Below are 20,270 nucleotides of genomic sequence, written 5' to 3'. Positions count from 1 at the left end.
GTCCGATCGCAGAATCGCCCTACACCATACAAAGAAACGCCTGACATACCTCCCGCATCGCCTTACCTAGCGTGTTTGTCCCTGCAGATAAAACAAGGACACAGACCGCATGAGGCGTTATAACATCACCGTCGGAGCTAAAACCACCGTCGACGGCACCGTGCGCACCGGCTGGGAGTGCAGCACGATCCATGGCCTGGCCATGGCCCGCGAAGGCGATGAGGTCGTTTGCCCTGCATGCAACAGCATCGGGATGATTGTCTGCGACGGCCCGCGCCTGGTCGAACGGCTGGATGGACGCCACGCCGCCCTCGACGGCGACCTCTGCCGTTGCCAGTGCGATCCGCCACCGCGGCTGATTGCCAACCAGACCCTCAAGTGTCAAGTGATCGACGGTGGCGACGTCGCGCCGCGGGCCAGAGCCGCCGTTCAACCCGCTGCGGCGGCGCCCCCCGCGCCAGCCGTGCCGCGTCCCTCCGGTTTCGCGCCGGCAGCGAGCCGTCCCACGCCGACCTTCGCTGAACTGCCGGGACGGGTCTGCGAGAACCTCTGGCGCGGGTACCAGCAACGAGCCGAAGCCATCGTGGCGCCGGGCGGCATCCTGATCGCCGACCCCAAGGCGCGCAATCGCGCGATCAATGCCGCCTACGCCCAGTTATGGCTGCACGATCAGCGCTTCCAGTGGGCCGGCCTCGCGGCCTTCGCCTCCAAGCAGGTCGGTTGTGGCCTGCTGCACGCCGCCGATTCGATCGAGAAGATTCAGGCCGAATATGAGGCGGGACAGGGCCTGAAGCATAGTGCCAGGAAAGGGTTATTTGGCTTGTTCAGCCGCAGTGAGCGAGACAGGCAGGCGAAACTGCGGGAGTTTGAGCAAACGCAACGCGACTACGAGCAGGCCCGCCGCAACAACCCGCTGCCGAGCATCGACCTCGGGCGCGATGACGGATCGCTGTCGTATGCGCAGCGGCTGTACCAGTTCGTGTACGAGATGCTGGCCATGGGCAATACCACGCTGTTTCTGGACGTGTTTCCGCTGCATGTTTTTTACCAGGAACGTGGGTTGGAGGCGCTTGAAACTTGTCTACCTTCACGCAAAAACATTTATGGGCATGACCAGTACCCGGTGCTGTGGCCGGTCGCGCAGGAGACGCTGAAGTTCGGTACTAACCACAAGGAAGTCCTGCCAGCTTTTGAGGCCATGGAGGCAGGCAACATCGCCGAAAGTGTTAAGTTTCTTGCTACGCACGAACAGGTCAACATCTTGCAACCGGCGATGTACAGCAACTCGAAATTGGTAGCTCTGCTGCGCGGCAACCACGTCTCCTACGTCACAGACATCCCGTCAGGCGTCGCTCAAGCCATCGAACTGACGCTGGCCAGCCAGTGCCGTCCTGTCGATGATGGACGCACCATTGGTTTCAGCAATAACCCCATGGCCGACCTGTCCGACATCGAGCAGCGCATGGCCTTCGTGCTCAAGGCCGCGGCGCAGTTTGACGAGCTGTTGCATCACGACAATCGCCACCAGATCGAACAGGCGATTCGGGATGTCGCCGCAGGCCGGGGCGTCCGATGAGGTGGCTCGCTTATCTCGGCTGGCGACGTGGCGGGATCGGGCTGGCCGTTGTCGTACTGGTGTTGGCGGCGGTACGTCTTTGCGCCAGTGAACCGGAAATCGCGCTGGTGATTGGCGAACCTTACGAGTCCATGCGCCAGCGCTCCAGTGCGGTCATTGGTCCAGCCATTCCCGGGGAAGTTTCGTTCAACATTCCCAAGTCTGATGCCCGTCTGCGTTTCACTGACCCTCAATACGGGTTCGTGACCCCACTGGCCCGCTTCTTCACGGTTATTTACCGTAATGAGCTGATTTACAGTGTCCGGATGTCCCCGCAAATCGAGCCACTGTTGCTCGACGATACGCTCAGAATCGTGCTGGACTTGCAGGAGCAATGGCGCCAAGGGGGCTGGACGCCAATCCGCATCCAGGACGATCCACCGTTCGCCGACACGCCGCAATGGCGTGCCCGATTGCGCGACGTGAACAAAGGCGGAACGTCTTATTGGCAAGCGGGCAATCAGTATCAAGCGATGTTGGTGGTTAATCGCTTCAAGGACGAAAAGCGCCCTACAGAGGAGCGTTACCTCATCACGCTGGCCCTGGCCACGCCATGGGTGAAGCCTTGACCCTGCGCGTTGATGGCAGACGCGCCATTGGCTTCGGCGATAACTCCTTTGCCGACCTGGCCGATATCTATCTGCCGACAGGCTGTGATCTGTTCGGCGCAGCGCACCGATCCCGAGGTGTGGCGAAGATCAAAAGATCGCAGCCTGCGGCAGCTCCTACCGGGTGATTGCGGACACCCACCCCATTGCGGGTGTACCCGGTCGGCGCGTAGGAGCTGCCGCCAGGCTGCGATCTGTTCGGTACAGCGCGTAGATTCCGGGGTGCGGCGAAGATCAAAAGATCGCAGCCTGCGGCAGCTTCTACAAGGGGATTGCATGTGCATCGCGGATGTCCTCGGTCGGCGTAGGAGCTGCCGGTAGGCTGCGATTTTTTCTGCAGGCGGCACAGATTCCGGGGTGTGGCGAAGATCAAAAGATCGCAGCCTGCGGCAGCTCCTACAGGGGGAGGTGTACGCAGGTAGCGAGCGTTTCGGTGTCACTTCAATGCCGGGTCCCCGGGGTTCAGTTGCTTCCAGCCTTGCAGCAATATCTGCGCTTTCGGCTCTTGGCCGTTGTCCAGGTAGTACTGGATCAGCGACAAGCGCGCATTGCGGTTGGCTGGTTGCAGCTTGAGCATTTTTTCCAGCAGTTCGCAGGCTTCGTCGATCTGCCCGCTGTCGTGCAGGGCTACCGCCAGTACATAACCATACTGGGCGTTCTGCGGTTCAAGGCGGGCGGCGGTGCGCAAGGCGGGCATGGCTTGGGCAGCTTTACCCGCGCGGATCAGTGCCAGACCTTGGGTGTGTTGCAGCAGCGCCGCATCAGGGTGTTCACGCAGCGCTTTGGCCAGCAGGTCCTGAGCTTCCTTGCCGCGACCATTGGCCTCCAACCATTGCACCAGCGTCACCAGTGCCGGGAAGAAGTCCGGATCGCGCAACAGCGCCGCGCGTAATTGCGCTTCGACCTTGGCACCGCGACCGCTGGCTTGATAGAGCATCGCCAGATTGAGGTTGGCTTCGGCCCGTTCGAGCAGGTTCAACTGCACTGCTTCGTATTCAGCGATGGCCGCGTCCCAGCTGGGCTGCGCGGTGCCCAAACCGCTGTTGGCGGCGCTCAGCAGGTCGCGGGCGGCGGCGATGCGCACGGCGCGGACCGGGTCATTGAGCAGCGGCGCCAGCAGCGGCACGCGTTCTGCGGGTGAAAGGAAAGCACTGACGGCGCGTATTGCACTGTCGCGTACCTGGGGTGCCGGGTTGCTCAAATCCTTGCTGGCCAGCTTCAACGCCTGTTCGCTGGGGTACAGCGGCAGTTCGGCGAGTAAGGTCGCGCGCTGGATGGCCGGCAGGTTGTTGCGCTGCAACTGCTCGTACAAGGCTTGCGCCGCTCCGGCCTGCCCCCCGCGAATCAGCCCCAGGTTTTCGTCGTAGCGCGGCGCCTGGGCGATCGGGCTACTGTTCCAGCGTTTGAATTGCTCGGTGACGCTGTCGCCGGCCTTGCCTTGGTGGCAGGTCAGGCAGGCGTCCGGGGTGCCGAGTTTTTTCGCCCGCTCGGGGTTGGGAATGCTGAAACTGTGGTCATGCCTGAAGTCATTGCCCATGTAGAACTTGCCCGGCATATGGCAATCCACGCACTGGGAGCCCGGTTGGCCGGCCTGATGCCGATGGTGCTCGACGGAATCGTAGTTCTTCGCTTGCAGGCCTTTACCGTCGACACCTTCGACGGCGGTCTTGCCGGCGGTATTGTGGCATTGCAGGCAAACGCCGTTGCCCGGGGCTTTCAGTTCGGTGCTGTGAGGGTTGTGGCAGTTGCTGCAACGCACGCCCTTGTCGAACATTTTGCTCTGAACGAAGGAGCCGTGTTCGAACACTTCGTCCTTGATCTTGCCGTCCAGTGCATATAGCTCGCGGGTCAGCACGCTGGGCAGGTAATCATCCATCAAGCGTTTGCCGGCGGTATATCCATCAGCCAGGGGCGCGCGTCGGGCATGGCAGCGCGCACAGGTTTCAATCTCGCTGGTGGCGTCTTTGTCTTTGAGGTCGACGGCAAAACCGGCGTGGATCAGGTCGCCTTTTTTCGCGGTCCATTCCAGGTGATTGGAGGCCGGGCCGTGGCAGGCCTGACAGCCGACACCGAGGCTGTTCCATTGGCTGGCGAAGCTGTTGCTGGCGGCGTCAAAGTTGCGCTGGTAACCGGTGGTATGGCACTCGACGCACATGAAATTGGCGTTCTGGCTGGGCTTGCTCCAGTGCAGCGGGTTCTTGAAGTTCACCCCCTGACCCGGATACAGGTGAAACCAGCGATGTTTTTCGGTATCCCAGGCCACGCCCAAGGCTTGCAAGCGACCATCGCCAACGTCGATCAGGTATTGCTGCAACGGCGCGATGCCGAAGGTGTAGGCGACTTTAAAGTCGGCATTCTGGCCATCGCTGCCGGCGGTATTGACCCAAAAACCAGCGTCTTTACGGAAGAAACGGCTGGTCTCTTTCTCGTGCTTGAAGGTCACGCCGTTGAAATTGGCCAGTACGGTGTCTGCATTTGCGGTCTGCATCGCCAGTTGATGATGAGAGCCTTGCCAGTCTTTTACCTGAGCGCTGTGGCAGCCCTGGCATTGCTGTTCGTCGACCATGCTTGCCGGTGGCGCAGGTGCGACTTTTGGCTTTGTTGGCTGCACTACCGGCGCGTTGACAGGGGCATAGGCCAGCGGCATCGGTGTGCTGTTGTGCAGAAAAAACCACAGCCCCAGGCTGATCAAGAGCAACACGGCGGCGACTGCGGGGAACAGATAACGCGAAGTGAGCGACGAGGGTGAATCAGGCTGGGGGGGTGCAGTTTTATTTTTATGCTTGGGCATTGCGACTTCCGTAGTCCAGATGCGGTGACCGCTAAGGGCCGCGTTTAAGCTCCGTGAAGCTTTACCCCATGGTAGGTGCCTGTCAAATGACCTTTGTGAAATTGCCTACAGCGATAGATGAATAATCGGCCTTTGTAATAACAATTCCCTCAGGTTTGGCTATACCTACAACTCTCGAACCCAATACCGTTGTCGGCCATCCGACAGGAGTTACACAATGAAGCTTGCGCTAATGATGAGCACGCTGTGCATTGCCTCTATCGGGGTAGTGGGCTGTTCCAGCAAAGTGCCCCAGCCTGACGAGTATTCGGGGTTTCTCAAGGACTACAGTCAACTCAGAGAGGCAAAGTCTCCTTCGGGGGTCGAAGTGATGCGCTGGGTCGATCCAAAACTCAATATCAACCAATACACCAGCGTCTATGTCGAGCCAACCCAGCTCTATCCCAAGCCACAGCCGACCGTGAAAATCCCGCAAAGCACCTTGTCCGGGATTACCAACTATTACGATCAGGCGCTCAAGCGTGAGATCAGTAAATCGTTGCCCCTGGCCACCGGTCCTGGCCCTGGTGTGATTGTGGTGCGCGCGGCCATCACTGCCGTCAGCAGCAAGACCGAAGGCTTGAAGCCCTATGAAGTGATCCCGATTGCCCTGGTGGCCGCCGCGGTCAGCACGGCCACCGGTATTCGTGACCAGGAAACCGATCTGGCCACCGAAGCGGTGTTTCTTGATGGCAGGAATAACAAGATTCTGGCCCAGGTAGTGCGCAAAGGCACTGGCAAGCCGCTGGCAAATGAATCACAGGTGATGAAGGCCGACGATGTGAAAAACGTTATCGATGGCTGGGCATCGGATATGCATCAGTCGTACTTGAAGCTGAAGGCGAAGTAGGGCCGTTAGACACTCGCTGAATTGGAAACCCCCATCGCGAGCAGGCTCGCTCCCCACAGGGTTCTGTGTCAGCCTCAATCCAGAGGCTGACCAGGATCAACGGTGGGAGCCTGCTCGCGATGATGGCGATCTATCGGTCAACAAAAAACTGACTGATTCAACCTTACTCCCCGACAAACCACCGGTAATACGGATTACCCCCATCCCCGCGCATCACTTCGCGAATGTCCCGGCCCCAGGCCGCGCGGTCGCCGTCGTAGGCGTGCAGGCTGGCGCGGTAGAACTGCATCAGGCGTTGCTGGTGGGTGTTCATGCGCTCGATGAAGGCGGTGTCGGCGTTGAGTATCAGCGGCGGTTGGTGCAGGTCGAGCAGCGCCGGGAGCACCCGGCTGATTTCCCTGGAGCGGACCCACGCTGCGTACTCGATGCGCGGTTGATCGTCGGTCACTGGCAGGGCATCCCCGGCGAAGCGGTCCAGCCCGCTGCGGTCGGTGACCCAGGTTGCGAGCAAGGCCGCGGCCGAGCCGATACCGACATCCTGCAGGGTGCTGCGCACAGTCTGTTGCTGGAAGCGCGCGTTGATGCGCGCAGCGTCCAGTTCGATCGGCTCAAGGGAGCCCACCAGCAGCATTTCATGGAACTCGCTGGTCCATAACGTGGCGTAAGGGAAGACTTCGAGGAAGCTGCGCACCAGTGAGCGCGAGTCGTCGATGTTTTGCGTGGGCAGTGGCAGCCATTGGGCGACCAGGCCGTGTTTCTCCAGGCGTTTGGCAGCCAGCTGGTAGAAGTCGCGCGAGTACAGATTGACCACCCCGGCGGCGGACGGCGGTGGCGGTTCGAGGGTGATCAGGTCGTAGCGCTGTTCACTGCGCAGCAGTTCCTGACGACCGTCGCGCAGACGCACATCGATTCCAGGATCGGCGGCGGCGTTGAAGTTGCCTTTGAACAACGGCGCGGCCTGGACCACCGCCGGCAGCAATTCGGCGACCACCCGATGTTCCAGCGCTGGATAGCGCAGCAGGGCTCCGGCGGTGATGCCGGTGCCGAAGCCGATTACCAGTGTCGAGCGCGGCTCGCCATTGTGAATCAGCAACGGCAGCAAGGCCTGGATGCGCATGTAGCGCAACGACGGCATGGCATCGCCGGTGTTGGAAACGCCCTGGATATACAGGCGCTGGAATGCCCGTTGACCCTGGCCCTGAGTCACCACCGCGACCGTGCCGCCGCGACCTTCCTCATAGAAGGCCAACTGGGCATTGCGTGCACCCGGCAACAGGCTTGCCAGCTTGTCGACCGGTGTCAGCAGCGCCACGGCCACCGCCAGCAAGCCGACGAAGACCACGCCTTGGCGGGTGCCTTTGCGCACCGACTGGCCACGGCTGACCGCCACATAGCCGACCACAGACGCGACAATCGCCAGCAGTCCCAGGGTATGAACCAGCCCCAACCACGGGATCAGCCCAAAACCGCAGAGCATTACCCCGAAAATCCCGCCGAGGGTGTTGCACGCCACCACCGCTCCGACATCCTGGCCGACCCGTTCGCGGCCGACGCTCAAGCGCAATGCCAATGGAAACGCGGCACCGAGCAACAAGGTTGGAATGAATACGATGCTCAGGGCGGCTACCGCAAAACGCGCGCTCATGCCCAGCAGTTCACTGCCACCCAAGGCCAGTACCACGGCCTCGGCCTGGGTTTGCAGCAGGACCAGCCAGCGTCCGAGCAGGGCGATCTCCAGCAAGGCCACCAGCCCGGCCGCAGCGATCAGCAGGCCGAACAGCCCCCACGGATCACGAATCCGGTCGGCGCGACGGGCCATCAGCGTGCTGCCGAGAAACAAACCGGTCAGGTAGGTCGCCAGCACTACGGCAAAGGCATAGGTGCGGGTGCTCATGAATTGCACGATGGACTGCGACCAGACCACTTCGTAGCCCAGGGCCACGCCACCGGCAATCGAGTACAGCCACAGAGCCAGTCGGGCCGGTGGGGCACTGGGTACGACCTTCACCGACACTGCAGCTTGAACCCGTCTGTGACGCTGGAACCCTAACGCCCCTCCTGCGGCCAGCAGGTTCAGCAAGGCAGCGGCAATGGCGCTGCCACGCACGCCGAAGGTCGCAATCAACACGAACGCGGTCAGCAAGGTCCCGACGATCGCTCCGGCAGTGTTGGCCGCATAGAGCTGCCCGCCAGCCTGACCCAGTTGCCGCGGGTCGGCGGCCAGGGAACGAACCAGCACCGGCAGGGTGCCGCCCATCAGCAGTGCCGGAAGGCCGACCAGGGCGAAGGGCAGCACCCAGGCCAGCAGCCCGAGATATTGCTCCAGCCAGGCAAACGGACCGGCGGCCTGGCTCAAGCCGACTGTTGCACCGACGCCCAGCAGCGCGACCAACACCTCCAGGGCGGCGTACAGCAGAATCGGCCGGCTCAGCCGATCCGCCAGCCGCCCGAACCACCATCCGCCCAAGGCCAGGCCGGCGAAAAACGCGCTGATCCCGGTGGTGATGGCGTAGACCTCCACGCCTACCACCAGTGACAGCTGTTTGATCCACAACACTTGATACACCAGCGCCGCAGCGCCGGAGACGAACAGCAGCAGGGCGGGGATCAGAATCGCCGGGGTGGTTGGCGCGGCAGTGGCAGATGTGCGGGGGTGCCTGGAGGTGGCGGGTGAGGACATTGCTGATTGCCTTGTGCCAGTTTTGAAGGTTCTAACGGGGCATTGCAGGAGCTGCCGCAGGCTGCGATCTTTTGATCTTCGGGTGCCTTAAGATGCCTCCGGGCAGTGTTGCCCGCAGAAAAGATCGCAGGCTGCGCCAGCTCCTACGCCGATTGTGTTGTATCCGTAAGCGGGTCCCTGAAAGCCGCATTCACCAGGAAAAAGGCCGCTCACCTTTTCCGGGTGAGCGGCGGTCTCGCGGTTTTACCTGGCAGGTGCAGCTTTCATTTTCTCCTCGATCTTCGCGTCGACCTCAGCGCGGATCTGATCGATGCTGAAGCTGGCCGGTTTCTGGCTCGGCGGATAATCGACGAAGGTTTCCAGGAATTTTGCGGCCTGGAACGACGCTAGCGATACGAGGTATGCATTCTTGGCCGTCCAGTCGTAATACTGGTCGGAAACCACGTCGGCACGTTCATACGGGTCCATCCGCAAATTGAAGATTTTCGGCACGCGCAGGCAGACAAACGGTTCGGCCCAGACCTCGAAACCACCGGGCCTGCGCTGTTCACAGAACACCGCTTTCCAGTTACCGGAGCGCATCGACACCAGCACGCCATCATCGTTGAAGTAGAAGAACTGATTGCGCTCACTCTTAGGCGTTTGGCCGGTCAGGTACGGCAGTTGGTTGTAGCCGTCCAGGTGCACCTTGTAGTTGCTGCCGCCCGACGTCGGCGCCCAGCCCTTGAGCAGCTTGTCCTTGACCCCAGTGTCGCCGGCAGCCGCCAGCAGCGTCGGGAACCAGTCCAGGCCCGAGAACATCTCGTTGGACACTTCGCCGGGTTTGATCTTGCCGGGCCAGCGAACCATCGCCGGAACGCGATAGGCGCCTTCCCAGTTGGAGTTCTTCTCGTTACGGAACGGCGTGGTTGCCGCGTCCGGCCAGGACCATTGGTTCGGGCCGTTGTCAGTGGTGTAGACGACGATGGTGTTGTCGGCGATTTTCAGGTCGTCGAGGGTCTTGAGCAGTTTGCCGACATCCCCGTCGTGCTCGAGCATGCCGTCGGCGTACTCATTGCCTGGCATGCCGCTCTGGCCTGCCATCGATTCGCGGACGTGAGTGAAGGCGTGCATGCGCGTGGTGTTCATCCAGACGAAGAACGGTTTATCCGCCTTGGCTTGCTTTTCGATGAACGCTTGCGCGGCGGCGGTGGTTTCGTCGTCGATGGTTTCCATACGCTTGGTGGTCAACGCGCCGGTGTCTTCGATCTTGCCGTCGGCGAAGCTGTGGATCACGCCGCGAGGGGAGTTGGCCTTGACCCAGTCGGGGTCATCCTTGGGCCAATACGGCCGCTGCGGCTCTTCTTCGGCGTTGAGGTGGTACAGGTTGCCGAAGAACTCGTCAAAACCATGGTTGGTCGGTAGGTATTCATCCCGGTCGCCCAGGTGATTCTTGCCGAACTGGCCTGTCGCATAGCCTTGTGACTTGAGTGCCTGGGCGATGGTGATATCACGCTTTTGAATGCCCACCGGGGCGCCCGGAACACCGACTTTCGACAGGCCGGTACGCAGCGGCGTCTGCCCGGTGACGAACGACGAGCGTCCGGCGGTGCAGCTGTTCTCCGCGTAATAGTCGGTGAAAATCATGCCTTCCTTGGCAATCCGGTCGATGTTCGGCGTCTTGTAACCGACCACGCCCATGGAATAGGTACTGATGTTGGTCTGGCCGATGTCATCGCCGAAGATCACCAGGATATTGGGTTTTTCGGCGGCTCCGACGGTTGCCGAGATCGCCATGACCGAGGCCGCCACCAGGGCGAGTTTCGGTAGCCACTTGCGTATGCGAGTCATCTGACTTGCTCCTTTTGCCGGCTTGAGTCGCCTCGAAGCGACCAACGTGTATTGCGGTCCTGCAATACGTTGCGGTTATTGCACCTGTACAGGCGGGGCGGGCTCGAAGGGGTAGACCCTGCGCCATTCGGACGCCATATCGACGATAGTCCAGCCACGGCTTTTTGCCTCATCCAGGGCCTTGTCCAGACGACCGATACTCGACTGGCGGTCGTAGGCCCACTCGCGCTTGGCGTCGGTGTGATGCACCAGCCCCATGAATCGTTTGCCCGGCGCCGCGGCTGTCCACTGCAGCATTTGCAAGTCACCGTCGGAGTTGCCGAAGGCCAGCAGCGGGCGCCGGCCGATGATCGCGTCGATGCTTTCCGGTTTGCCCGGGCCGTCATCGTTGTGGGCCAGCTTGGCGGTGCGCAGGATCGACGGTTCGCCGTCCTTGATCTGGAACTGCGTAACGAAGCGGGTGCCGATCACCTGTTCCGGCGGCACGCCATAGACCACTTCGGCAAAGGCGCGCATGAAAGTGGTATCGCCACCGCTGACGATGTAGGTCTTGAAGTCCTGGCTGCGCAGGAAGTCGAGCATCTCCAGCATCGGCTGGTAGATCATCTCGGTATAAGGCTTTCCGGTTCTCGGGTGGCGAGCCTGGCTCAGCCAGGTTTTCGCGTTGTCCATGAAGGCTTCGGTGGTGATCCCGGTGTGGGTCGCGCCGACAATCTTCAGCAAGCCGTCCATGCCACTGGCCGCCAGGGTTTGCTGATCGTTTTCCAGTACCGCCTTGAACGGTTGCTCGGTCTTCCACTCAGGGTGCTGCGGGGCCAGGCGTTTGACTTCGTCGAAAGCGAACAGCACCTGGAAGTAGGCGGGTTGCTCGGTCCAGAGAGTCCCGTCGTTATCGAACACGGCGATGCGCTCGGCCGGTTTCACGTAGTCCCTGGTGCCCGGGGTGGTCACGGCCTGGACGAACTCGACGATGCTTTTTTTCGCCGGGCCGTCGTTCCATGAGGGCAGGGGTTCGGTGGCCTGCGCCAGCAACGGTAGGTGCAGGACCAGGGCCAGTAGCAGTGTGAGCCCGTGGCGTTGGCGAATCGATTTCAGGTTCGTCATGGGAAGTCCTTCTCGTGACCGGGATTGAGTGGTTGCAAAGCTGTTTGTCGGCGGTGCTGATCCGGGCGTGGTGTCTGACGATGCAGCGTAGTCAATGAATGCTTGAGTTGCTGGCGCGCCTGGGTCCCGGCGTATTCACGGCTGTAACAGCCACGTAACAGGTCCTGCAGGCGTGGGTCGAGGCCGGCCAGTTTCAGCCCGAGACGGCTGCGTCTGGCCCACAGGTACAGCGCGCTCAGTTGCCCGGGTTTTTCATCGAGTTGGGCCGGGATCTGTCGCCAGGCATAGTCCGCGGAATCAAGCCAGGCTGCGTGGCGCAGGCGTCGCCGTTCTTGCCAGGCCGCGTAGGCCCGTTGCCACCAGGGACGGCTGACAATCAGCAGAATTGCGATTGCCAACAACAGCGCCAACAGCCCCAGCCAATGCCGGGACAGGTGCAGGCGACTTTGCTGGCCGAGGCTTTGCAAGTCTTCGCTGATGGAGAACACTGGGCGGTAATTGCGGTTGGCTGCCGCTTCGAAGCTCACTTCGGGCACCTGGGCAATGCGCGTCTGCTGGCTGCTCGAATCCCACCATTTCAGTTGCACCGCAGGCAGCTCATGGCGTCCCGGGGTCTGGATCTGATAGGTCGCGGTGTCGATGCGCTGGCCACCGTTGAGGTTGCCGCGACCGTCGTCGAGGTTGCTGATCCGCGGGGTTTTCGGATACCGACGCAGGCCGTTGATCGCGTCGAGCGCAGGGGCTGGTAATGACATCGCCAGTGCGGCGTCGGCTTGAAGGGTCAGCTGGCGCGTAACGCTGTCACCCACCTTGAGTGGTGTTGCAGAGTGGCTGATGGTCTGGCTGAAGCGCAAACCTTGCGCCACCAGCAGCGGTTCGCCCGGTGTGAAGCCTGGCGGTTGTCGGGCGGTGAACTGCAGCGTTTGGCTGCGGGCACTCAGTTCGTGGCTGGCCTGGCCTGGTGTGGCGCGTATTGTCAGGGCCGGGATCTCGAATGCTTGCGCCTGGTTCGGGCTGATCAGGTAGGTGTAGCGCATACCGTAGAAGGGTTTGCCGTCCAGCGTCCGGGTCAAATGCCGGGCTTCGCCGCTGGGCGGCAGGACCAGGGCGCCGGGCAGTTTCAGCTCGGGGAGCCGGGCTGCGCTGGTGAACCAGGTGTCGGTCAATACATCGACTTGCAGCTGCAGGGTGGCGCCGACCACGATCGAGTCGGCGGGTTGCAGGTGGGTCTGGACCCGGAGTTCCGGTTCGGCTGCGAAAAGCTGGGTGCTGACGAGGCAGCAGAGGGTCAGCAGGACCCACGGGCGGATCGATTCACGATCTTTACTGACTGGCAGGCCGTCATCGCGAACAAGTCGGATCGCCGCACCGTTGCTCCCACAGAGGGCTGCGTTGCAGCCAATGGAGAGGTTCATGGCCTGGCCTCGCGTTGATCCTGCAGGCTGAATTTCTGGCGCAGAAATCTGGCTGGCGAGGTCGTGAGGTTTTGCAACCAGAGTTCATCCGAGGTGGCTTGCCGGGCCTCTACCGGCTTGCTTTGGCCCTTGCCTGCGGGTTTGTCGAACTTCACTTCGTCGGGTTTGACTTCGGGGGCGTTCTGCTCGGCGCTTTCGGTGTCTTTCTGCAAGGCGATGGCCAGGGCCAGATTGGCGCTGGCCTCCGGGAACTGCGGCTGCAACTTCAGCGCCTGGGTAAAGGCGGCAATGGCCTGGTCGAACTTGAAGCGGCGGGTGTAGATATTGCCCAGATAGAAGTAGGCCTGGGGCGTTTGCAACCGGGCAAAGCTGGCCAGTGCCAGGTCGTAGTCGGCGGCATTGTAGGCGGCGATGCCTTTCCAGTACGGGTCGACAAAAAGGTCGGCCGCAGCGGGGTAGTGCTGATGCTCGAAGGCCCAGCGACCCTGTTGATCCGCCGTGAAGAAGGCGTCGGTCAAGGCATTGGCTTGAGCCGGCGCCGGTTGCAGGCCCAGGGTCATGACCAACGCCGCCATCCAGTTCAGGCTCCAGCCTTTGCGCACGCTGAAGAAGGCGATCAATATCAGCGGCCAGGTCAGCCAATAACCGGCGTCTTTCCAGTGCAGCTCGCGTTGCTCGTCGCTGGCGATTTGAAAGTGCCGCTGAGCATGCAGCTCGATCCAGTCCAGATCGTCGTCATTGAGCGTCAGGCTGCCCAGCGGGGCATCGGTGGCCCAAGCCAACTGCTTGAGCGCGGCCGGATCGAAGCTGCCCAATTGCGGCCGACCATTGCTGTCGGTGCGCGGCTGGCCGTTGGCGTCGCGAATGATCCCGCCATCCACGCTGCCCACCGCGAGAATCAGCACTTGCAGCACGCTGTCGTTCAGTTGCTTGTCCAGCCGGGAGCGTTGCGCGGTATCAGCGCCGTCGGTGATTAAGACCAGGGTGCCAGGGGATTTCTCGGCAGCCAGCAGGCGCTTGGCTTGTTCGATCACCGCCTCGACGTTTTTCCCCGGTGTGCTGATCAGGTCAGTACCGAGGGCTTGTATGAAGGAGTCGAGTAATGCCGGATCGTCAGTCGCAGGCAATACCAGATGGGCACTGCCGGCATAGGCGATCAAGCCGGTGCGCGCGCCACTGCGGCGCTGGATCAGGTCATGCAGTTTGTGTTTGGCTGCTTCGAGGCGAGTGGGTTGTACATCGCTGGCGTCCATTGACGGCGACAGGTCGACGGCGATGATCAGCGGCGCGCGGTTTTCCAGGAAGTCCGGACGGTCCTGTTCCCAGGTGGGGCCCGCGGCGGCAACGCCACCGATGATCAGCGCGGCGCAGAGCAGATGCACCGGGCGCAGGCGATGCTGATCCTGTGGGGTGATCAGCAAGTGCGGCAACAGGTGCGGGGCGATGTTGCCGCGCTTGCGCCGTTGCAGCTCATGGTTGCGCCGCCAGAGCAACGGCAGCAGGGCACCGAACAGCCCCAGCAGCAGCCAGAGCGGACGCAAGAAGTGCAAATCGCTGAGGTTGATCTCCATTTCAGGCCTCCTGCCGCTGGCGGGCCCAGGTCAGCCGTGGACGCAACAGGGCGATCAGGTGGTACAGCGCCAGCAGGCCAAGCGCCGCGCCCAGCGGCAACCAGAACAGGTCACGCTTGGGCTGGTGACTGAGGGTTTCCACTTGATGCGGGGTGATCCGGTCGAGGGTCGAGTAGACCTGGTCCAGCGCGTTGCGGTCTTCGGCGCGGAAGAAACGCCCGCCAGTGGCCTGCGCAATCTGCTGCAGCCCTTGCAGATTGACCTTGGCTTCGCCGGCGGCGTCAGGGTCGCCAATGCCGATGGTATGAATCACCACGCCCTTGGCTGCGGCCATGGAGGCAGCGTGGTCAGGAGTGATCGCGCTGCTGGTGTCATTGCCGTCGGTGAGCAGGATCACTACTTTTTCCCGTTCACGGGCCTGGTCCAGCAGCTTGAGGCTAAGGCCGATGGCATCGCCGATAGCGGTGTTGGGGCCGGCCATGCTGATCCCGGTGTCGTCCAGCAGGATCGACAGGCTGGCGTGATCCAGGGTCAGTGGCGCCTGCGGGTACGCAGCACTGCCGAAGACGATCAGGCCCAGGCGATCGTCCTTGCGGCGTTCGATAAAGCCATGCACTACATCCTTTACCGCGGCTAAACGGTTGATCTTTAGTCCGCCGGCATCGGTGAAATCGGTGGTTTCCATGGACTGGGAAATATCGATGGCGAGCATCAGATCACGCACCGGCTGCTGGCGCTCGATCGGCTTTTCGACCCACACCGGTCGGGAAACCGCCACTACCACCAGCACCCAGACCAGCAGGTTGAGCAGCAATTGCCAGCGGTCCGTGCGCGTGCCGGCCTGGCTCGGCGCCTGGCCGACAGCGCGGCTCATGGCGTTGAAAAACGGCACACGCACGGCGCTGCGGGCTTCGCGGTAGTCGGGCAGGAAGCGGTAACCCAACCACGCCAGCGGCAGCAGCACTAACAGCCAGGGGTAATCAAGCTGCCACATGGTGATGCTCCACCCAGTGTCTGCAGGTCTCGAACAGCTGCTGACGCTGAGCGCTCGGCAGTGCCAGCAAGGTTGCATCGGGGGCATAGGCGAGGCGGGCCAACTGCTGGCTGAAGTCGGCGGGCAAGGGGCTGGGGCTATGCTGCACCAAAAACGCCTGCCAGGCCTCGCCACTCAAGGGCGCCGCAGCCCAACTGTAGGAGCTGCCGAAGGCTGCGATCTTTTGATCTTGATTTTCAGCGATCTTGAAGCAACCAAAAGATCGCAGGATTCGCCAGCTCCTACATTGACGGTGAGCATCCGGCATCGACAGGGCCACGCGCTTGAGCAGTTCCGGGAGTTCGCGCAGGGCGTTGAGTTGATCGTCGTTGCATTGCAACTCCACCAGCCGAACCAATGCCTCGCGTCGATAACGGTCCCGCCGCCACTGCCAATATCTCCGCGCTCCGACCAGCAGCGCCACACCGACCACCACTGCCAACAGCACCCACCAACCCCACGTCTGCGGCGCATAACTGACGGGTGCCGGCAAGCCCAACTCCTTGAGCTGTTCGATTGCCGGAATCTGCGTCGTCACCGGCGTCCACTGCTGAGCTTGCCCAGTTCCGCGCGCAGTTGTTGCCGGGCATCCTCGGCCGTGCTGAACATCATCAAGGGCACCTGGCTACGCCGTAGCAAGGTCGCAACGTCCTTGAGCCGTCCGCTGAGAAAATCTCCCAGGGGTTGATGCACCTGATGGCGCTCAACCGCCAACTCCACTTGCAACTGGCCCTGGGTGATCAGCACGCGGCCATTTTTTGGCAGATTCAGGGCCAGCGGGTCGTAGACCTGCATGGCGATCACGTCGTTGTGCGCGGCCAGCTGGCGCATCAGTTGCAGGGTCCGTGGGCCGGCACCGGCGAAGTCGCTGACGATGCAGATCAGATGATCATGCCCGGCCAGCGCCAGGCATTGCTGCAGCACCTTGTCGAGCTGATCTGCGCCTTCGCTGTCAGGGTTGCTGGCGTTTAATTCACGGTTCTGCCGGGCGATGCGGCTGCACAGCGCTTCGACCCGCTTGCGGCTGCGCAGCGGGGCAATGCTGTCGACGCGCTGGTCGTTGAATACCAGCCCTCCCACCCGGTCACCGGCATTGAAAACCATCCACGCCGCCAGTGCCCCGAGTTCGGCGGCGATGGCGGATTTGAAGCTGCGACTTGAGCCGAAGAACATCGACATGCGCTGATCCACCAGAATCAACGCCGGACGGTCGCGCTCTTCGGTGAAGGTGCGCACCACCGGCTTGCCGGTGCGCAATGAGGCGCGCCAGTCCAGGTGACGCAGGTCGTCGCCGGGTTGGTAGCGGCGCAGCTCATCGAAATTCAGCCCGCGCCCGCGCAACCGCGAGGCATGGTTGCCCGCGAGGACGCTGCCGTGGGGCTGGCGGGCGAGAAAACTCAGGTCGCGGGCCTTGAATTCCAGCGCCATCAACTGCGCCAGAGAAACGTAGACCAGACCGTCGGCATCCTGAGCGTTCATGATCAATCACCTCAGGCCGGTATCGCGACTTTGTCGAGCAAGCGGTCAAGCACCTGATCGGCGGTTACCCCATCGGCCACCGCGTCGTAGCTCAATTGCAGGCGATGGCGCAGCACGGGATGGACCACCGCGCGAACGTTGTCCGGCGAGACGAAGTCCTGCCCCTGCAACCAGGCATCGGCCCGCGCGCAACGGTCCAGGCCGATACCGCCGCGCGGGCTGGCGCCGAGGGCGACCCAGCGAGCGAGGTCGGCGTCGTAATCGGCGGGGTGCCGGGTGGCGTTGATCAGGTCGATCAGGTAACGGTCAATCGCCGGCGACACATGGACTGCACTGACTTCCCTGCGGGCGGCGAAAATCACCTCTTGAGCGAGGGCGAAGCCTTTCACTGCGGTGGTCTGGGCACCGAGGGCCTGTTCTTCATCGCGCAGCAGGCGCAGCACCTGACTTTCGTTCTCGGCGCTAGGGTAGTCCAGCAGCACTTTCATCAGGAACCGGTCCATTTGCGCTTCCGGCAGCGGGTAGGTGCCTTCCTGCTCGATCGGGTTCTGCGTGGCGACCACGATAAACAGCTCGGGCAACGGATGGCTGTTGCCGGCGACGGTGATCTGCCGTTCTTCCATGGCTTCCAGTAACGCTGCCTGGACCTTGGCCGGAGCGCGGTTGATTTCGTCGGCGAGGATCAGGTTGCCGAACAAGGGGCCGGGCTGGAAGCGGATCTGGTTCTGCCCGTCGACCTGATGCAGCACCTCGGCACCCGTGATGTCCGAGGGCAGCAGGTCCGGAGTGAACTGGATCCGGCTCATCTTTGCATCCAGATGCCTGGCCAGCGCCTTGACCGTGCGGGTCTTGGCCAGCCCCGGCAAGCTTTCGAGCAACAGGTGACCGTTTGCCAGCAGGCCGAGGATGATCTGCCGGATCACCTGATCCTGACCGAGCACCGCTTCGGCGATGCTGGCTTGCAGGGCGTTGAGGTCATTGCGCGCTATGGTCATCGCGGGTCTCTCCTGGAAAAACGCCAGCGTCAGGTTGATGCTGACGCCATTGCCCTCCGGGCGGTTTTTGCTGTCGAACGCATTGTTGCGGGGGTAGCACTCCGGGCTGCTCGTCAGGCTGAAGTCGCCGTCGCTCAGCGCATCGGGTTTGCCGTGGAACTCAACCTGTTATTGGGCGCAGGACGCCAGTGGGTCTGCATGCGTTTCCAGAGACTGGGCTTGGGTCTGAGCACCAACACCACAACTGGCGAACAGCACAAACAGGCTGAAACCGGCGGTACGTAGCAAACTATTCATAAGACTTCCTTATTTTCCGAAGGTGACGTTAAGTCCGGCAAACAGGGTGAATTGCGGCTGACCATCGCCTTTGCGTTCCACTGTCCATTGCGGCTCGATAAAGGCGTTGAGAATATTGTCGCGGTCCTTCCAGACCTTGCCGGCACCGAATCCCAAGGGGATGTTGTGGGTATCGTTTTTCAGGTCGAAGGTCCAGATACCGGTGGAGCGCAGGTACCAACCCTTGGCCAGGTTGTGAATGATGAACGGCTGCAGGGTCGCCGTTTCAACATGCGGGCGGTCGCTGTCGCCGGCAAACGAGCTTTGGTACTGCACCAGCGCACCGAGCAGGCCGCGGGGGGAGGCGTCAATGGCGATGGCGGCCAGGCCGGCCTGCCATTTACCGGTCCCGAGTTCGTCCTGATCGGCGATCGGCAGGGTAACCTGCGGGCCGATGCCCAGTTGCACGCCATCGGTCTTGAGCAGGAAAATATCGAACAGGTTCAGATCACCTTCGCCGGTGCTGTAGCCCCCATGGGGATCGGGACGGGTGCTGATCGGCGCGGTGGCGCGCAGCAACTGCGGGACCCCGATGTAGTTGTTGGGCGCAATCGGCAGAGTGCCGCGCACCAGCAGGTCGTTGGTATGGATGTTGCTGTCGTAGAATCTCGGCGTGTAGTAGTCCTGCAGGTTCATCCCGGGAGCGAGGTTCAGCGGGTTGTTGCTTTTGTTGGCGGTGTCGGCGTTGTCGGCCATTGCATATGGCGCAGGCAACAAGGTTGCGGCCAATAGCATGGCGGGCGCGTAGTATTTTCTCGACATGATTCCCCGGTTCCTTCCTGGCTCAGTGGACGATTTGGCACTAGGTAACCGATTGAAGGACGCTTCAGATTAAGCTAGCAGGGAACGACGGCTTAGCCAGTCGGTAGGGGTTAACTCATTGATTTTTGTGAGCGAGACCATGAAGGGCGAGGGCGACGATCCCTGACGCCTGCCAGGACGCCATCAAGGGTAATAAAAAAAAGATAAGCGCCGGGCACATCCCTGTGGCGAGGGAGCTTGCTCGCGCTGGAGTGCGAAGCGCTCCCCAAACCTGTATCCACCGTATGTCAGGTCGAACGCATTCTACGACTGCTGCGCCCGAGCGCGGACCGGCCAGCGGGGCCCGTGCCCCAATGCCGGTCAGTTAAGGAATTTCTGGCCCCGCACATTCCCCGGCTGAAGACGGTCTGTCATTCAACAAGGAACCTGCACCTGCTGACCGGTGTGCATTGCAGGACATTTCAGGTCACGGATTCGGAGTTGTCTGTCAGCATTCCGGGATAGGCTCAACGGCACTTTCGTGTTTAACTTTGGCTCCTCGCAACACCCTACAACCACTCCGCTTAAAAGGACTCCGTTCATGGCTCAAGTGACTCTTAAAGGCAACCCGGTTCAAGTCAGCGGCGAACTGCCGCAAGTCGGTTCCAAGGCGCCAGCCTTTTCCCTGGTGGCGGGCAATCTGTCCGACGTTACCCTGGCGAGCCTTGCCGGCAAGCGCAAAGTGCTGAACATTTTCCCAAGCATCGACACCCCGACCTGCGCCACCTCCGTGCGCAAGTTCAACGCCCAGGCCAATGACGTGAGCAACACCGTGGTGCTGTGCATCTCGGCTGACCTGCCGTTCGCCCAGGCACGCTTCTGCGGCGCCGAAGGCCTGGAAAACGTCCAGAACCTGTCGACCCTGCGTGGCGCCGAGTTCATCGAAAACTACGGTGTGGCCATTGCTGACGGCCCACTCAAAGGCCTGGCTGCCCGTGCCGTTGTGGTACTGGACGAAAACGATAACGTCCTGCACAGCGAACTGGTCAAGGAAATCGCTGAAGAGCCGAACTACGAAGCGGCGTTGGCCGTTTTGAAGTAACAGGCTTTACACTATCAACGGCCTGGCTCTGTCCAGGCCGTTTTTATTTGTGCCTCAGTGGCTTAGCTGGCCCTGACAAAC

17 protein-coding genes are annotated in these 20,270 nt (G+C 61.7%); 5 read left to right on the top strand and 12 right to left on the bottom strand.

Annotated features, from left to right (window positions below):
* The first annotated feature begins 109 nt into the window (after positions 1–109).
* Genes AC3IUA_RS16840 through AC3IUA_RS16830 form a run of 3 tightly spaced genes read left to right on the top strand, consistent with a single transcriptional unit; the run spans position 110 to position 2,351 of the window.
* A complete protein-coding gene (locus tag AC3IUA_RS16840) occupies positions 110–1,576 on the top strand; it encodes a PAAR domain-containing protein (RefSeq protein WP_489355536.1) in 1,467 nt (488 codons plus the stop codon).
* Positions 1,573–2,184, top strand: coding sequence for a hypothetical protein (locus tag AC3IUA_RS16835; RefSeq protein WP_489355534.1), 612 nt, complete (start codon positions 1,573–1,575; stop codon positions 2,182–2,184). Before AC3IUA_RS16840 ends, AC3IUA_RS16835 begins: the two co-directional genes overlap by 4 nt.
* Positions 2,169–2,351 carry a hypothetical protein gene (locus tag AC3IUA_RS16830; protein ID WP_489355532.1) on the top strand — a complete coding sequence of 61 codons (183 nt, stop codon included), beginning with the start codon at positions 2,169–2,171 and terminating at the stop codon, positions 2,349–2,351. Before AC3IUA_RS16835 ends, AC3IUA_RS16830 begins: the two co-directional genes overlap by 16 nt.
* A gap of 308 nt (positions 2,352–2,659) precedes the next feature.
* Here AC3IUA_RS16830 and AC3IUA_RS16825 read toward each other — a convergent pair whose 3' ends face one another.
* A complete protein-coding gene (locus AC3IUA_RS16825) occupies positions 2,660–5,014 on the bottom strand; it encodes a tetratricopeptide repeat protein (protein ID WP_489355530.1) in 2,355 nt (784 codons plus the stop codon).
* A 217-nt stretch (positions 5,015–5,231) separates the two neighbouring features.
* Here AC3IUA_RS16825 and AC3IUA_RS16820 point away from each other — a divergent pair, with 217 nt between their 5' ends.
* The gene (locus AC3IUA_RS16820; RefSeq protein WP_489355528.1) at positions 5,232–5,903 is read left to right on the top strand and encodes a DUF3313 domain-containing protein; all 672 of its coding nucleotides are present in this window, start codon (positions 5,232–5,234) and stop codon (positions 5,901–5,903) included.
* Positions 5,904–6,066: 163 nt separating this feature from the next.
* Here the strand turns inward: AC3IUA_RS16820 and AC3IUA_RS16815 are convergent, their stop codons facing one another.
* The 11 genes from AC3IUA_RS16815 to AC3IUA_RS16765 form a co-directional block, all read right to left on the bottom strand.
* Complete coding sequence (locus AC3IUA_RS16815; protein ID WP_489355526.1) at positions 6,067–8,583, bottom strand: spermidine synthase; 2,517 nt, start codon at positions 8,581–8,583, stop codon at positions 6,067–6,069.
* A 243-nt stretch (positions 8,584–8,826) separates the two neighbouring features.
* Positions 8,827–10,413: an arylsulfatase gene (locus AC3IUA_RS16810; RefSeq protein ID WP_489355524.1), complete on the bottom strand. Its 1,587-nt coding sequence runs from the start codon at positions 10,411–10,413 to the stop codon at positions 8,827–8,829.
* 75 nt (positions 10,414–10,488) lie between these two features.
* A complete protein-coding gene (locus AC3IUA_RS16805; protein WP_489355522.1) occupies positions 10,489–11,517 on the bottom strand; it encodes an HAD family hydrolase in 1,029 nt (342 codons plus the stop codon).
* The gene (locus AC3IUA_RS16800) at positions 11,514–12,932 is read right to left on the bottom strand and encodes a BatD family protein (protein ID WP_489355520.1); all 1,419 of its coding nucleotides are present in this window, start codon (positions 12,930–12,932) and stop codon (positions 11,514–11,516) included. Before AC3IUA_RS16800 ends, AC3IUA_RS16805 begins: the two co-directional genes overlap by 4 nt.
* On the bottom strand, positions 12,929–14,503 hold the full coding sequence (locus AC3IUA_RS16795) for a VWA domain-containing protein (RefSeq protein WP_489355518.1): 1,575 nt from the start codon (positions 14,501–14,503) through the stop codon (positions 12,929–12,931). The genes AC3IUA_RS16800 and AC3IUA_RS16795 overlap by 4 nt, the downstream gene beginning before the upstream one ends.
* Before the next feature lies 1 nt (position 14,504).
* A complete protein-coding gene (locus AC3IUA_RS16790; protein ID WP_489355516.1) occupies positions 14,505–15,497 on the bottom strand; it encodes a vWA domain-containing protein in 993 nt (330 codons plus the stop codon).
* Positions 15,484–16,074 (bottom strand): DUF4381 domain-containing protein, encoded by a 591-nt coding sequence (locus AC3IUA_RS16785; protein ID WP_489355515.1) that lies wholly within the window; start codon positions 16,072–16,074, stop codon positions 15,484–15,486. Before AC3IUA_RS16785 ends, AC3IUA_RS16790 begins: the two co-directional genes overlap by 14 nt.
* Positions 16,071–17,015, bottom strand: a complete 945-nt coding sequence (locus tag AC3IUA_RS16780; RefSeq protein ID WP_489355513.1) for a DUF58 domain-containing protein — start codon at positions 17,013–17,015, stop codon at positions 16,071–16,073. Before AC3IUA_RS16780 ends, AC3IUA_RS16785 begins: the two co-directional genes overlap by 4 nt.
* 11 nt (positions 17,016–17,026) lie before the next feature.
* On the bottom strand, positions 17,027–18,010 hold the full coding sequence (locus AC3IUA_RS16775) for an AAA family ATPase (protein WP_489355512.1): 984 nt from the start codon (positions 18,008–18,010) through the stop codon (positions 17,027–17,029).
* A gap of 168 nt (positions 18,011–18,178) precedes the next feature.
* Positions 18,179–18,307, bottom strand: coding sequence for a hypothetical protein (locus AC3IUA_RS16770; protein WP_489355510.1), 129 nt, complete (start codon positions 18,305–18,307; stop codon positions 18,179–18,181).
* 9 nt (positions 18,308–18,316) lie between these two features.
* Positions 18,317–19,108, bottom strand: a complete 792-nt coding sequence (locus tag AC3IUA_RS16765; RefSeq protein WP_489355508.1) for a hypothetical protein — start codon at positions 19,106–19,108, stop codon at positions 18,317–18,319.
* Between the two features lie 580 nt (positions 19,109–19,688).
* On the opposite strand from AC3IUA_RS16765, the gene tpx reads away from it, so the two are divergent.
* Entirely contained in the window at positions 19,689–20,189 is a 501-nt protein-coding gene (gene tpx, locus AC3IUA_RS16760; RefSeq protein WP_489355506.1) for a thiol peroxidase, read from the top strand.
* The last annotated feature ends 81 nt before the right edge of the window (positions 20,190–20,270 follow it).

The sequence above is a fragment of the Pseudomonas sp. KH_050 genome (genome assembly GCF_057838875.1).
Note: the sequence above shows the minus strand (reverse complement) of the source record. Positions and strands in the feature narration are given on the sequence as shown.

What these genes read in the sequence shown, in the direction of transcription:
- AC3IUA_RS16840 (WP_489355536.1), top strand. Translation starts at nt 110, where the DNA reads ATGAGGCGTTATAACATCACCGTCGGAGCTAAAACCACCGTCGACGGC.
- AC3IUA_RS16835 (WP_489355534.1), top strand. Translation starts at nt 1,573, where the DNA reads ATGAGGTGGCTCGCTTATCTCGGCTGGCGACGTGGCGGGATCGGGCTG.
- AC3IUA_RS16830 (WP_489355532.1), top strand. Translation starts at nt 2,169, where the DNA reads ATGGGTGAAGCCTTGACCCTGCGCGTTGATGGCAGACGCGCCATTGGC.
- AC3IUA_RS16825 (WP_489355530.1), bottom strand. Translation starts at nt 5,014, where the DNA reads ATGCCCAAGCATAAAAATAAAACTGCACCCCCCCAGCCTGATTCACCC.
- AC3IUA_RS16820 (WP_489355528.1), top strand. Translation starts at nt 5,232, where the DNA reads ATGAAGCTTGCGCTAATGATGAGCACGCTGTGCATTGCCTCTATCGGG.
- AC3IUA_RS16815 (WP_489355526.1), bottom strand. Translation starts at nt 8,583, where the DNA reads ATGTCCTCACCCGCCACCTCCAGGCACCCCCGCACATCTGCCACTGCC.
- AC3IUA_RS16810 (WP_489355524.1), bottom strand. Translation starts at nt 10,413, where the DNA reads ATGACTCGCATACGCAAGTGGCTACCGAAACTCGCCCTGGTGGCGGCC.
- AC3IUA_RS16805 (WP_489355522.1), bottom strand. Translation starts at nt 11,517, where the DNA reads ATGACGAACCTGAAATCGATTCGCCAACGCCACGGGCTCACACTGCTA.
- AC3IUA_RS16800 (WP_489355520.1), bottom strand. Translation starts at nt 12,932, where the DNA reads ATGAACCTCTCCATTGGCTGCAACGCAGCCCTCTGTGGGAGCAACGGT.
- AC3IUA_RS16795 (WP_489355518.1), bottom strand. Translation starts at nt 14,503, where the DNA reads ATGGAGATCAACCTCAGCGATTTGCACTTCTTGCGTCCGCTCTGGCTG.
- AC3IUA_RS16790 (WP_489355516.1), bottom strand. Translation starts at nt 15,497, where the DNA reads ATGTGGCAGCTTGATTACCCCTGGCTGTTAGTGCTGCTGCCGCTGGCG.
- AC3IUA_RS16780 (WP_489355513.1), bottom strand. Translation starts at nt 17,015, where the DNA reads ATGAACGCTCAGGATGCCGACGGTCTGGTCTACGTTTCTCTGGCGCAG.
- AC3IUA_RS16775 (WP_489355512.1), bottom strand. Translation starts at nt 18,010, where the DNA reads ATGACCATAGCGCGCAATGACCTCAACGCCCTGCAAGCCAGCATCGCC.
- AC3IUA_RS16770 (WP_489355510.1), bottom strand. Translation starts at nt 18,307, where the DNA reads ATGAATAGTTTGCTACGTACCGCCGGTTTCAGCCTGTTTGTGCTGTTC.
- AC3IUA_RS16765 (WP_489355508.1), bottom strand. Translation starts at nt 19,108, where the DNA reads ATGTCGAGAAAATACTACGCGCCCGCCATGCTATTGGCCGCAACCTTG.
- tpx (WP_489355506.1), top strand. Translation starts at nt 19,689, where the DNA reads ATGGCTCAAGTGACTCTTAAAGGCAACCCGGTTCAAGTCAGCGGCGAA.